At 42.4% G+C, this 13,621-nt stretch carries 13 protein-coding genes; 11 read left to right on the top strand and 2 right to left on the bottom strand.

Features of this window, described 5'->3' with window-relative positions; all coding sequences use genetic code 11:
* Positions 1 to 94: 94 nt before the first annotated feature.
* The 5 genes from AC3WTB_RS10265 (at position 95) to wrbA (ending at position 5,026) form a co-directional block, all read left to right on the top strand.
* Positions 95 to 1,060, top strand: a complete 966-nt coding sequence (locus AC3WTB_RS10265) for an ABC transporter ATP-binding protein (RefSeq protein ID WP_366206522.1) — start codon at positions 95 to 97, stop codon at positions 1,058 to 1,060.
* Positions 1,053 to 2,570, top strand: coding sequence for an osmoprotectant update ABC transporter permease/substrate-binding subunit OpuFB (opuFB, locus tag AC3WTB_RS10260; protein WP_338593747.1), 1,518 nt, complete (start codon positions 1,053 to 1,055; stop codon positions 2,568 to 2,570). Before AC3WTB_RS10265 ends, opuFB begins: the two co-directional genes overlap by 8 nt.
* A 192-nt stretch (positions 2,571 to 2,762) precedes the next feature.
* Positions 2,763 to 3,734 carry a ring-cleaving dioxygenase gene (locus AC3WTB_RS10255; RefSeq protein ID WP_039182911.1) on the top strand — a complete coding sequence of 324 codons (972 nt, stop codon included), beginning with the start codon at positions 2,763 to 2,765 and terminating at the stop codon, positions 3,732 to 3,734.
* Positions 3,731 to 4,339, top strand: coding sequence for an alpha/beta hydrolase (locus AC3WTB_RS10250; RefSeq protein ID WP_251180842.1), 609 nt, complete (start codon positions 3,731 to 3,733; stop codon positions 4,337 to 4,339). The genes AC3WTB_RS10255 and AC3WTB_RS10250 overlap by 4 nt, the downstream gene beginning before the upstream one ends.
* Before the next feature lie 72 nt (positions 4,340 to 4,411).
* On the top strand, positions 4,412 to 5,026 hold the full coding sequence (gene wrbA, locus AC3WTB_RS10245; protein WP_034283654.1) for an NAD(P)H:quinone oxidoreductase: 615 nt from the start codon (positions 4,412 to 4,414) through the stop codon (positions 5,024 to 5,026).
* Between the two features lie 49 nt (positions 5,027 to 5,075).
* Here the strand turns inward: wrbA and katX are convergent, their stop codons facing one another.
* The gene (gene katX, locus AC3WTB_RS10240) at positions 5,076 to 6,575 is read right to left on the bottom strand and encodes a catalase KatX (RefSeq protein WP_235354832.1); all 1,500 of its coding nucleotides are present in this window, start codon (positions 6,573 to 6,575) and stop codon (positions 5,076 to 5,078) included.
* A gap of 195 nt (positions 6,576 to 6,770) precedes the next feature.
* On the opposite strand from katX, the gene AC3WTB_RS10235 reads away from it, so the two are divergent.
* The 3 genes from AC3WTB_RS10235 to rsiV all read left to right on the top strand — a co-directional run bounded on the left by AC3WTB_RS10235 (position 6,771) and on the right by rsiV (position 8,932).
* Positions 6,771 to 7,430 carry an aspartate/glutamate racemase family protein gene (locus AC3WTB_RS10235; protein WP_487268531.1) on the top strand — a complete coding sequence of 220 codons (660 nt, stop codon included), beginning with the start codon at positions 6,771 to 6,773 and terminating at the stop codon, positions 7,428 to 7,430.
* A gap of 149 nt (positions 7,431 to 7,579) precedes the next feature.
* A complete protein-coding gene (gene sigV, locus AC3WTB_RS10230; protein ID WP_039182900.1) occupies positions 7,580 to 8,074 on the top strand; it encodes an RNA polymerase sigma factor SigV in 495 nt (164 codons plus the stop codon).
* Positions 8,075 to 8,932 (top strand): anti-sigma-V factor RsiV, encoded by an 858-nt coding sequence (rsiV, locus tag AC3WTB_RS10225; protein ID WP_106025366.1) that lies wholly within the window; start codon positions 8,075 to 8,077, stop codon positions 8,930 to 8,932.
* 55 nt (positions 8,933 to 8,987) lie between these two features.
* Here rsiV and AC3WTB_RS10220 read toward each other — a convergent pair whose 3' ends face one another.
* A complete protein-coding gene (locus AC3WTB_RS10220; RefSeq protein ID WP_024424048.1) occupies positions 8,988 to 9,914 on the bottom strand; it encodes a manganese-dependent inorganic pyrophosphatase in 927 nt (308 codons plus the stop codon).
* Positions 9,915 to 10,217: 303 nt separating this feature from the next.
* Between AC3WTB_RS10220 and AC3WTB_RS10215 the strand changes: the two genes are divergently transcribed.
* From AC3WTB_RS10215 to rplI, 3 genes are read left to right on the top strand one after another with little or no spacing between them, the layout of a single operon-like run.
* Positions 10,218 to 11,156, top strand: coding sequence for a YybS family protein (locus AC3WTB_RS10215; RefSeq protein WP_064498937.1), 939 nt, complete (start codon positions 10,218 to 10,220; stop codon positions 11,154 to 11,156).
* 30 nt (positions 11,157 to 11,186) lie between these two features.
* Positions 11,187 to 13,166, top strand: a complete 1,980-nt coding sequence (locus AC3WTB_RS10210) for a DHH family phosphoesterase (protein ID WP_330545811.1) — start codon at positions 11,187 to 11,189, stop codon at positions 13,164 to 13,166.
* Positions 13,163 to 13,612, top strand: a complete 450-nt coding sequence (gene rplI / locus AC3WTB_RS10205; RefSeq protein ID WP_008359128.1) for a 50S ribosomal protein L9 — start codon at positions 13,163 to 13,165, stop codon at positions 13,610 to 13,612. Before AC3WTB_RS10210 ends, rplI begins: the two co-directional genes overlap by 4 nt.
* Positions 13,613 to 13,621: the final 9 nt, after the last annotated feature.

Below are 13,621 nucleotides of genomic sequence, written 5' to 3'. Positions count from 1 at the left end.
AAGTATGTTAAAGTGACAGTTTATTCTATACAAATATGAGGTTGATCTGTCATATTGGTAGTCTAGAAAATAATTGCAGTCAGGGCGTGGGAAGATGATTGAATTTAAAAAGGTATCGATGCAATTTTCTGATGAGCGCTATGCCGTTCAATCTGTTGATTTGGAAATTCAGCAAGGTGAGTTTTTTGTATTGATTGGACCTAGTGGCAGCGGGAAAACGACGACATTGAAAATGATCAATCGTCTCATTTCTTCAACAGAAGGTGAGATTTACATAAAAGGTCAAAAAATAAGTGATTATGATATGTATGAGCTGCGCTGGGATATCGGTTATGTTCTACAGCAAATTGCGCTTTTTCCTCATATGACCATAGAAGAAAATATTGCTGTGGTGCCAGAGCTTAAACAATGGAGCCGGAATGAGACCAATCAGCGTGTCGATGAACTCATGTTGATGGTTGGGCTTGATCCTGCTGTGTATCGACATCGAAAGCCAGCAGAGCTTTCTGGTGGGCAGCAGCAGCGTGTCGGTGTGGCACGTGCACTTGCAGCTGATCCTGAGATTGTCCTGATGGATGAACCTTTTAGTGCGTTAGATCCACTAACGAGGGAGAAATTGCAGGATGATCTGCTTGATTTGCAGCGCCGGATTCAAAAAACCATTGTTTTTGTGACGCATGATATGCAGGAAGCTATGAAGCTGGGTGATCGAATTTGTGTGATGAATGAAGGAAAAGTAGTGCAGATCGGACGTCCTGAGGAATTGGTTCAGCAACCAGCCAATGCCTTTGTACAGGAGTTTGTCTCAGGGGCTGCCCATCATGTAGGACATCAAGCATTTGAGCTGGAAACCTTGGCGCAACCGATGGCTCACGAAGCTCTTTTATCCTATGAGGCGGTCTCAGCACGTGCCACACTGGATGAAGTCTTATCTCAATTGGCAAGGCACGAGGAATTGGCTGTTGAAAAGAATGGAGATCGGATAGGACTAGTGAACCGTCAAGCAGTGATTCAGTTTTTAGCTGATTCTCCTAGAGAGAGGGGCGATTCACATGAATGATTGGACCCGTGTGTTATGGGAACGAAAAGAACAATTGGGACACGCCTTACTTGAGCATATTCAAATTTCTTTTATTGCTTTATTTTTAGCGATTTTGATTGCCATTCCATTAGGTATCTATTTAACAAGGGTTCCAAAGCTAGCGGAGTGGGTCATCGGGGTGACGGCTGTCTTGCAAACAATTCCGTCGCTCGCACTGCTTGGCTTGCTGATTCCTCTCGTGGGGATTGGGCAAGTGCCTGCGATTATTGCGCTTGTGGTCTATGCCTTACTCCCTATTTTAAGAAATACATATACAGGCATTCAGGAGGTTGATCCTTCTCTGAGAGAAGCGGCGCTTGCTATGGGGATGAATCATCGCAAACGGTTATTAAAGGTGGAGCTCCCTCTTGCGATGCCAGTGATCATGGCGGGTATCCGAACCGGGATGGTTCTCATTGTGGGAACGGCCACTCTGGCCGCACTGATCGGGGCTGGGGGATTAGGAAGCTTAATCCTGCTGGGAATTGATCGAAATGATATGTCGCTCATTGTCATTGGTGCGATACCAGCTGCTTTACTCGCACTCTTATTTGATGTGGTGCTGCGAACCTTTGAGAAGATTTCCTTTAAAAAGACGGTGATCTCTGTGACTGTTTTTGCTCTGATTGCTGGAGCAGTTGTCGCTTCCCCCGTGCTGTTTCAGCAAGAAAAGAAAGAAATCACCATTGGCGGAAAGTTAGGTTCAGAGCCTGAGATTTTGATCTCGATGTATAAGCTTTTAATTGAACAGGATACAGATATTCAAGTGAACCTGAAGCCTGGTCTTGGTAAGACGTCCTTTGTTTTTCAGGCTTTACGCTCTGGTGATATCGACATTTATCCTGAGTTTACGGGTACAGCGATTTCTGAATTCCTCAAGGAAACAGCAAAAAGCACAGATAAAGTAAAAGTGTATGAGCAAGCTCGGCGTGGATTGGAATCATCCTTTCAGCTCCGCCTTCTTGAGCCCATGGCATACAACAATACGTATGCTTTAGCCGTACCGCAGTCACTGGCTGATCAATATAAGGTGTCCAACATTTCAGATCTAGGTAAGATCAAAAACCGTATAAAAGCTGGATTCACCTTAGAGTTTTCTGATCGTCAGGATGGGTATCGAGGCATTCAAAAAGCCTATCAATTTTCCTTTGATGATGTCGTGACGATGGAGCCAAAGCTTCGTTATCGAGCGATTCAAAAAGGGGATATCAATTTGGTCGATGCGTATTCGACAGATAGTGAATTGAGACAATACAAATTAAAGGTGCTTGATGATGATCAGCATGTTTTCCCGCCATATCAAGGAGCACCGCTGCTCAGGCAGGAGACATTAACTGAATTCCCTGAGATTGAGACCTCTCTCAATAAGCTTGCGGGTCAAATCACAGACGATGAGATGAGAGAAATGAATTATGAAGTCAATGTGAAGGGGAAGGATGCATTTCAGGTAGCGAAAGCCTATTTAAAAAAGAAAAAATTGCTGCAATAATCAAGGAAAAGCAGGGCTGTTTATGGCAAAGCAGCTCTGCTTTTTTAAAAGAAAAAACAAAAATCATTGACATTTACTTAAAAACATCATATCCTTAATTCGAGATAAATATATTTTTTTGATTTAATATCTCGAATTCGAGATAATATAAAGACGTCAGTAAAGACATAATGAATAGAGGTTTATTACTTCATGATTAGGAGGTCATTAGAAGTGAAAAAAACAGAAGGAATTCACCATATTACAGCTATTGTGGGTCATCCTCAGGAGAACGTTGATTTTTATGCAGGTGTTTTAGGGCTTCGTCTCGTGAAGAAGACCGTGAATTTTGATGATCCGGGCACATACCATTTATATTTTGGAAATGAAGGCGGCTCTCCAGGGACCATTATTACATTTTTCCCTTGGCCGGGAGCACAAAAAGGTCAAATTGGTGCAGGTCAAGTGGGCGTGACGACATATGTCGTACCGACAGGCGCTTTCTCTTTCTGGAAGGATCGTCTTGAGCAGTTTAATGTTTCTTATGAAATGGTTGAACGTTTTGGTGAAGCTTTTCTCTCATTTGAAGACCCACACGGCTTATTGATTGAGCTAGTAGAGCGTGCGGAAGGAAAGCAAAACGAGTGGACATTTAACGGTGTCACACCAGATGTAGCGATTAAAGGATTTGGCGGAGCTGTTTTATTAACTTCGCAGCCGGAACAAACAATGCAGCTGCTAGAGCAAACGATGGGACTTGAAAGAGTCGGAGCAGAAGGAGACTATGTGAGATTCCGTTCGTTTGGTGAAATAGGCAATGTCATTGATGTGAACATCACACCTGTTCCACGAGGACGTATGGGTGTTGGAGTTGTGCACCATATTGCATGGAGAGCAACAGATGATCAGGACCAATTAGATTGGCAAAGACATATTGCACAAAGCGGGTATCAAGTGACACCTGTGCAAGACCGAAATTACTTCAATGCCATTTATTTTAGAGAACTTGGGGGCATATTATTTGAGATTGCCACTGATCCTCCAGGGTTTGCACATGACGAATCAGTGGAAACAATGGGTGAAGCATTGAAACTGCCACCGCAATATGAGGCGCAGCGCAGTCAGATTGAACAAATTGTACTGCCAATTGAAGTGAGAGAAGTTAAAGGGAAAGGAGATTCATGATGAAGCATCTTTTTCGAAAAGGAAAGAATGAACAAAGACCTGTTCTGCTATTACTGCATGGAACTGGCGGGACGGAAGAAGATTTATTGCCGCTTGCACAGATAGTAGATCCTGACGCATCTGTTCTTAGTGTGAGAGGGAATGTATTAGAAAACGGCATGCCGCGGTTTTTCAGACGTTTGGCAGAGGGCGTATTTGATGAGCAGGATTTGATTGCTCGTACAGAGGAGCTGTATATATTTATCGGAGAAGCAGCCGATGAATATGGGTTTGATCGTCACAATGTGGTGGCTATCGGATATTCCAATGGGGCAAACATTGCTGGAAGCTTGTTATTCCATTATGGGGATGCTTTAAAAGGAGCCATCCTGCATCATCCAATGGTTCCAAGACGCGGGGTTTCATTGCCTTCATTAGCGGGGAAACAAGTCTTTATAGCAGCTGGTGAAAATGACCCAATGTGCCGTCCAGAGGAATCGCAGGAGCTGGAGCAATTGCTGCAGGGTGCAGGCGCATCGGTTACACTTCATTGGGAAAATCGCGGACATCAGTTAACGAGAGAAGAAGTCGATGCTGCGGCTTTATGGTATCGTCGTCAATTTTAAATAAGGTGGGGAATACAGGTGGGATTTTTACAGAAGCTTTTTGGGCAAAACAAACAAAAGGAGATGGATCAAATGGAAAACGTAAAACTAGCGATTATTTATTATAGTTCAACAGGTACAAACTATCAGATGGCGAAATGGGCTGAAGCTGGAGCAAAAGAAGCTGGCGCAGAAGTTAAAGTATTAAAGGTTGCTGAATTGGCACCAGAAGCAGTTGTAGCTTCAAATCCAGCATGGAAAGCACATTTAGACGAAACAAAGGATGTGCCAGAGGTTCAATTAAGTGATTTAGAGTGGGCAGATGCCATCATCTTTAGCATGCCGACACGTTTCGGTAACCTGCCAGCTCAAATGAAGCAGTTCTTAGATACGACAGGCGGCTTGTGGTTCCAAGGTAAATTGGCAAACAAAGCAGTCAGTGCGATGACTTCAGCTCAAAATGCAAATGGCGGACAGGAGCAGACGGTTCTCAGCCTTTATACGACAATGTTCCACTGGGGAGCAATTATTGCCGCTCCTGGATACACAGATGATTCCTTATACGGTGCAGGGGGCAACCCTTACGGTGTGAGTGTGACCGTTGACCAAAATGGAAAAATCCAAGAGGATGCAGAAGCAGCTGTGAAACATCAGGCAAAACGTACAGTGAATGTGGCAGAATGGATCAAAAAAGGTCAAAATGCTTAATAGATGTATACAAAAAGAATGCAGCCTCGCCGCTGCATTCTTTTTTTCATTAATAAGGATCTGATGGTGTGCTGTTGTTGATGGCTTCGTCCACGGCTTGAGCAGCGCCTGTAGAGCCGATAGGTCCGCTTGGCTGCTCTTGTTTAAAGGCTTTTAAACCGTCAGCGACACGCTTTCCGTAATCAGGGTCTGCTTTTGTAAAGTTTTCGATCATTTGGTCTTGAATGTCCTTTTGACATGTCGCAAGGGTGTTGACTAAGTTCTTAATCAGTTCCTCTCGCTCCCAATCATTAAAACGGCGATACGTTTCTCCCGCTTGTCCGAAGTTGTTTGGGCGGTCAATGGCTTCTCGTTTGACTTCACCCTCTACAAAAGGCGTATGATCCTTTCCATCCTGTTTGGCTTCTTTTAATCCCCCGAGGATCGATGGTTCATAATTCACATGGGGATTTTGCCCTTTGCCTTGATCGACATGGTATTCCATTTGGCCGTCTCTCTGATTGGTGGCGACTTGCTTTTTCGGTGCATTGATCGGCAGCTGTAAATAGTTTGGTCCTACACGATATCGCTGCGTGTCAGAGTAGGAGAAGGTACGGCCTTGAAGCAATTTATCATCTGAGAAATCCAAACCATCTACGAGTACACCAGTCCCAAAGGCAACCTGCTCGACTTCTGCGAAATAGTTTTCTGGATTTTTGTTTAATACCATCCGTCCGATTGGTTTCCATGGATAGTCATCCTTGTACCAAAGCTTTGTCGGATCAAGCGGGTCAAAGTCGAGGTGAGGGTGGGCATCATCTTCCATGATCTGTGCATATACCTCCCATTCAGGATAATCTCCTTGCTCAATGGCTTCATATAAATCCTGTGTGGCATGGTTAAAATTTTCTCCCTGAATCGCTTGCGCCTGTTCTTGGGTCAGATTGCGAATGCCTTGTTTCGGTTCAAAATGATATTTAACCAGCACCGCTTTTCCTTCATGATTCACCCATTTGTACGCATGGACACCTGAGCCTTGCATATGCCGGTATGTTGCTGGGATGCCCCACGGTGAAAAGAGAAATGTCACCATATGCGTCGCTTCAGGTGATTGTGAGACAAAATCAAAGATACGCTCGCCGTCCTGACGATTGGTGACGGGGTCTGGCTTAAAGGCATGAACCAAATCAGGGAATTTTAAAGCATCTCGGATAAAGAAAATTTTCAGGTTGTTCCCCACGAGATCCCAGTTGCCTTCTTCTGTATAAAATTTAATTGCAAACCCTCTCGGATCGCGTAATGTTTCTGGCGAATGCCCGCCGTGAATCACAGAAGAAAAACGAACGAAAACAGGCGTTTTTTTTCCTTTCTCCTGAAACAATTTCGCTCTCGTATAGGTGGAGATCGGTTCATCGCCAAATGTGCCATAGGCTTCAAAATAACCGTGAGCTCCGGCACCGCGTGCATGCACAACACGTTCAGGGATGCGTTCACGATCAAAATGACTGATTTTCTCTAGGAAATCGTAGTTTTCAAGCGTAGTGGGTCCTCTATTCCCAACAGTTCTCATATTTTGATTGTCTGTGACGGGATGACCTTGCCGATTCGTTAAGGTTTCTTCTGACTCTGAAGATGGTTTAGGCTGTTGATCTTCTTTCAATTCAAATCCCTCCTTCAATATCTCCTTAACAATATGGTCATGCTGCTCCCTATTTCATACAAGGATTGATATAATGATTGAAAACTTTCACGAGGAGAGAGCCTGATGATTCGATTACACTGCCTTCACGCCCATCCGTCCAATCAGTCATATATAGAAGATGTTTTTGGTGATACAGATGTTGATTTGCATCACAAAGTCGATTCATCATTTATAGAACGCGCCACTCAAGATCCCTCGTTCGATCAACACAAGCAGCAAACGTATGCTATCAACAGATTAAAGCAAGAAAGTGAAGCTGATCTCATTCTGCTCACGTGTACACAATACATTGCTGCTCTAGGTGATCAGCAGCACCTCTTTAAACAACCGATTGTTCCGATCGATGAACCGTTATTTGAGCTGATTTGTGAGAAAAAAGGGCCTCTTCAGCTTGTGTTTTCCAACCCAAATACAGTGGAGGGAACGATGCAGCGGCTTGAATCATATGCAACAGAGCGGGGTAAACAGGTTGAAGTAGAAATGGTTGTGATGGAGGATGTCTTTCATCTTTGCCTAAACGGTGATATGCAAGCCTATGATGAACAAATCATGGAGCAGCTGAGAAAATGTATGAAGCAAAAAGGCAGAGATATTTGTGTGATGCAGCTTTCGATGGTTCATGCGGCACAGCAGATGGAGCGGGAGACAGGCGTTCCTATCATTCATCCGCTTTCTCCACTAAAACAGTTTGTCCATCAAACACTATCCGTCTGGAAAGAGTGAACCCATCAGGTTCGCTCTTTTTGTATAGGAATGCAAATGCGATGACATGTTAAAAAAATAACCGAGCGCAAACTATTTTTAAAAGGCGCGCGTCTATCCAATGTAAGAAATAACAGATGCGCATTTAAGATAAAGGAGCTCTTTGTAAAATGAAGAAACGAAAAATAGACGATCAATTTGCGGATTACGTCATGGAGCATAAACACAGTTTTTATCGGTTGTCCTATAGTTATGTCAAAAACCCGGAAGATGCTATGGATGTTGTTCAGGAGGCTATTCATAAAGCACTTAAATCTGTTCATCGATTAGAGGATACGAGCAAGATGCATAGCTGGTTTTATAAAATCGTGGTGAACGCTGCCCTAGACTTTTTACGAAAGAAGAAGCGGGTGCAGGTGACAGATGATGATACGCTTGAATTCTTATCACAGGGCGAATCAGATGTATACGAGGATCAAGACGTCAAACGGGCTATAGAAGATTTGCCTGAGATGTATCGAGTCATCATTATTTTGAGGTTCTTTGAAGATCTAAAATTAGAGGACATCGCCCAGATTCTCGATGAAAATGAAAACACCATTAAAACAAGATTATATAAGGCGCTGCGGCTTTTAAAAGTAGAATTATCACAGGAGGAAATATAAATGGATAAGTATTTGGAACATTTAAAAGATGAATATTTAGAAATCCCTATACCACCGGAATATGATGCGATGATTGAACGAACGTTAAAAAGAAAAAACAAAAAACCTCATTTTCAGCAATGGACCATCGGACTTGTTGCAGCGGCTGCTCTTTTTGTCACAACTGTTAATGTTAGTCCACAGGCAGCAAGAGCGATTTCAGAAGTACCTATCATTGGCGAGCTGGTGAAAGTCGTGACGTTTACAGAATTTAAAAAGAGCGATCAAGGAACGAATATTGATCTTAAAACACCACACGTTTCAGGACTTGGGGACGGAACATTACAAGACAGCCTGAATGAAAAATATTTAGCTGAAAACAAAAAGCTGTATCAAGATTTTGAAAAGGAAACAAAGGGTTATAAAAATGGTCATTTGAGTGTAGAGAGCGGATATGAAGTAAAAACAAACAATGACCAAGTTCTTTCACTAGGTCGATACAAGGTGACGACTCAGGCTTCTGCGGCAGAGGAAATGACATATGATACGGTGGATAAGAAAAATCATGTCCTCATTACATTACCAAGTCTGTTTAAAGATAACCGGTATATAGATGTGATTAGTGAAAATATTAAAGAGCAGATGAAGAAACAGATGAAAGAGGATTCAAACAAAATATATTGGATTGGCAAGCAAGATATGGCGGATCCATTTAAGAAAATTAAGCCGGATCAAAATTTCTATATCAATTCAAAAGGCAAACTGGTGATTTCCTTTAATGAATATGATGTGGCACCTGGTTACATGGGCGTAGTTGAATTCACGATTCCAACAAGTGTGTTAAAGGATATTCTCGTGAGTGATACGTACATTCATTAAAAAGAAGACAGACAAAAAAGACTGCTGAATGATTCAGCAGTCTTGTCTTGTTTTATTAAGAAAGTGCGTCTGTTAATGCAGGTACGACTTGTTTTTTTCTTGATACAACACCTTTTAGTAAAGCTGTGTTGTTTTCAAGCGTGACGTTAAATGCTTTTTCTACTTTTGCTGCTTCTGCACCGAGTGCAAGAGCAAGGGAGTCATTTTCTAAAATGTCTGTGATGACTAAAACAAATAGATCAAGACCTTTTGCTGCAATGACTTCATTGATTTTCGCTTCAATGTCAGCCTGTCTTGCTGTCACTTCAGCGATATCTACTGTATTGACTTGCGCAATTTCCACTTTGCTTTTGCCTAGTGCGAATTCTTTTGCATCAAGTGTAATTAATTCTTGAACTGTTTTTTGGCTTAGATCAGCGCCGGCTTTCAGCATGTCTAGGCCATAAACTTCTGGATCTACCCCTGCGATTTTTGCAAGCTCATGCGCAGCATCAATATCTTGCTGTGTGCATGTTGGGGATTTGAATAGTAAGGAATCAGAAATGATCGCAGATAAAAGCAAACCAGCGATTTCCTTTTCAATCGTCACTTGGTTTTCTTTATACATTTTGTTTAAGATCGTTGCTGTACAGCCTACAGGCTCAGCACGATAGTAAAGAGGTTCACTTGTTTCAAAGTTGGCAATACGGTGATGGTCAATGACCTCAGTTACTTGTACTTGATCAATGTCGCTTACACTTTGCTGGAATTCGTTATGATCGACAAGAATGACTTGCTTTGTTTCATTTGCAGCCGTTTCAATGAAACGAGGTGCTTCTTGTTTAAAGAAATCTAATGCGTATTGTGTTTCTCCATTGATTTCTCCAAGTCTGACGGCTTCTGCCTGAACGCCGATTTTGTTTTTCAGATCAGCGTAAGCAATAGCAGAACAAATCGTGTCTGTGTCAGGATTTTTGTGTCCGAATACGAGTGTTTTTCCCATGTGAATTCTCCTTCTTACTTTTATTGATGATGTTTCTATTCTAACAGCTTTTGACCTTGAATTCAGGGTTTATAGCTAAGAATTATCTTAAAAATTGTAACATGCTGTTTGAAAACTTGCATGTACGATTCCATATCGGTGTTCCACGTGAAACGCTCCCAGAATAGCCTGCATTTTACTTGAGATTTGCCGCTATGGTAAAATAAAGGTTGGGGCAAGACATGATGGAGCTGACATCATACGTATACATAGAAGTACACATTGAGCAAGATATAGACAAAAGGATTGGATAGAGGTGAAGGTGTGAAACAAACAAAAGCGTTAGTAGAGGGCGCAATCATGATGAGTATTTTCGCGGTCATGACGTTGTTTTATTTGTATGTGCCGCTATTATCCATTATTTTTTTTCTATCTGCTCCGATTCCGATCATCCTCTATACAATTAGACACGGCTTGAAAAAAGGAATTGTTGCTGGCGCTATTGGCATAGTGATCAGCTTTTTAATTGGGTCTATAAATGGTCTTATGACTGCACCAATATTGATTGCCGCCGGATTAGGCATGGGTGTTTTCTACAGCAGAAGGCAGCCCGGGAATGCCATCATAACAGGTGCGCTGATTTATTTATTCAGTTTTCTCATCTCCTTTGTTGTCAGTGTTCAGCTCTTTCAAATCGATATTATGAATATGGCGAAAGAGTCGATTGAGCAAATGATGCCGATGGTAGAGAGTACTTTAAAGCAATCCGGCGCGTCTGAGAAGGACATTGCGAAGCAGCTGAAGCAGTTCAGAGAGTTGCAGGATACGGCATTAAGTGCTTTACCTATAGCGTTATTGATTTTGGTCACGCTGATGGCTTTTGTGAATCATTGGTTCGTGCGGCCTTTGCTCAAACGGTTTGTTTCAGACATGCCGTCCTTGAAGAAATTTAAGGATATGCGGCTGCCAAAAAGCATGGTATGGTATTATTTACTCACATTGCTTTTGATGTTGATTCAGACGGAAAAAGACAGCTTTTTATGGCTCGTTCAATCGAGTTTGTTTAAAATTTTATTTATACTGGTGCTTATTCAGGGATTTTCTTTTCTCTTCTATTATTGCCACGAAAAAAACATCTCAAAAGCGGTACCCATTTTCGCTGTCGTGTTAACGGTTTTCTTTCCGCCGATCGGTGTGATTGTGCGAATTATAGGGATTGCTGACATAGGCTTTGATTTAAGAGAAAAAGTAAAAAACAAATAATTCACTCTGAATGTTGAGGAGTTGATATCAGTGCCAAGCTTCTATAGAAAACCTGTCATCAAGTATCCGATCATCGCGTTAATTGTCCTTGCGGTGGTCACAGTCCTCCTCAACCTTTATTTTAATTGGATCATAGGAGCGGTTGGTCTTTTCGTCCTTGCAGGTGTGCTCTACTTCTTAAAGTGGGCAGATACGCAAGTGCAGAAAGAGATTGATTCATATATTTCAACATTATCCTATCGAGTCAAAAAGGTTGGAGAAGAAGCATTAATGGAGATGCCAATTGGTATTATGCTGTTTAATGACCAGTATTATATCGAATGGACGAATCCATTTCTCGCGTCAAGCTTTCATGAAAGCACACTTGTCGGCAGATCCTTGTACGATACATTCGAGTCCATTGTGCCTCTTATTAAACAAGAGGTCGAGACCGAAAATGTAACGCTGAATGACCGGAAATTCAAAGTCATTATTAAACGATCAGAGCGCCTTTTATATTTCTTTGATGTCACGGAACAGGTGCAGATTGAACGACAGTACGAAAATGAACGAACGGTTTTATCTTATATCTTTTTAGACAACTACGACGATGTCACGCAGGGCCTTGATGATCAAGTGCGCAGCGCGATTAATAGTGAAGTGACGTCTCTGCTCAACAATTGGGCACAAGAATACGGAATTTTCCTGAAGAGAATTTCGTCTGAACGATTTATGGCGGTCCTAAATGAGAGCATTTTAGCTGAGCTTGAGGCGTCGAAATTCTCCATTTTAGACGAGGTCCGTGAGAAAACAGGGGCACATAGTGCGACGCTTACTTTGAGTATCGGGATTGGTGCGTCCGTTCCTTCTTTGAAAGAGCTTGGAGCACTAGCACAGTCGAGTCTTGACCTTGCCCTCGGACGAGGCGGGGATCAGGTCGCCATTAAACAGCCGAATGGAAAAGTGAAGTTCTACGGTGGAAAAACGAACCCAATGGAGAAACGGACACGCGTACGCGCACGGGTCATTTCTCATGCTTTAAAAGAAATTGTATCTGAAAGCGGTAATGTCATGATCATGGGTCATAAGTTCCCAGACATGGACTCAATCGGTGCATCCATCGGGATTTTAAAGGTCGCTCAGGCCAATGGAAAAGAAGGCTATATTGTCATTGATGCCAACCAGATTGGCGACAGTGTTCAACGCTTAATTAGTGAAATTAAAAATTATGAAGAGCTTTGGTCACGTTTTATCACGCCAGAGGAAGCAATGGAGCTTGCAAAGGATGACACATTGCTTGTCGTCGTGGATACACATAAACCGTCTCTCGTCATGGAGGAACGACTACTGAATAAGATTGAAAACGTCGTGGTCATTGACCATCATAGACGAGGCGAGGAATTTATCCGTGATCCTTTACTTGTTTATATGGAGCCGTATGCTTCATCTACAGCAGAGCTTGTGACAGAACTCTTAGAGTATCAGCCGAAGAAATTGCGGATTAACATGATTGAGGCGACTGCGCTTCTTGCTGGGATCATCGTGGATACGAAGAGTTTCTCTCTGAGAACGGGGTCAAGAACGTTCGATGCAGCATCTTACCTTCGTGCAAAGGGAGCAGATCCTGTCCTTGTGCAAAAGTTTTTAAAAGAAACAGTCGATCATTACATCAAACGGGCAAAACTCATTCAGCATACAGAACTGTATCAAAATCAGGTGGCTATTGCTTCATTACCGTCTGACAGGTCGGAGTATTATGATCAAATTACGATTGCCCAGACGGCTGATTCCTTGTTGTCAATGAGTGAGGTAGAAGCGTCATTTGCTGTCGCTAGACGAGATGACGATACGGTATGCATTAGTGCCAGATCATTAGGGGATATCAACGTTCAAATTATTATGGAAGCACTAGACGGCGGCGGTCATTTGACTAACGCTGCTACCCAGATTTATGGTATAACCATTGAAGAAGCGGTAGGGAAGTTAAAGGCTGCCATAGACGAATATTTCGAAGGAGGGGTTCAAAGATGAAAGTCATCTTTCTAAAAGACGTAAAAGGCAAAGGGAAAAAAGGCGAAGTCAAGAATGTAGCTGACGGATACGCTCACAACTTTCTCATCAAACAAGGGTTAGCTGTTGAAGCAACTCCAACGAACCTAAGTGCATTGGAAGGGCAGAAAAACAAAGAGAAAAAGAATGCCATCCAAGAGCTTGAACAAGCAAAACAATTAAAAGAAACACTTGAGGCGTTAACAGTGGAACTCACTGCAAAATCAGGTGAAGGCGGCCGTTTGTTTGGCTCCATTACAAGCAAACAAATCGCTGATAAATTGCAAAAAGATCATCAAATTAAACTCGATAAGCGCAAAATCGAGCTGAATGATGCCATCCGTGCATTAGGTTACACAAATGTACCGGTAAAGCTTCATCCAGAGGTACAAGCAACGTTAAAGGTACATGTGACAGAGCAGGCATAAGCAGAAAAG

The sequence above is a fragment of the Bacillus sp. EB106-04-04-XG123 genome (assembly GCF_058791855.1).
The sequence above is the reverse complement of the archived record's forward strand: the minus strand, read 5'-3'. Positions and strand labels throughout refer to the sequence as shown.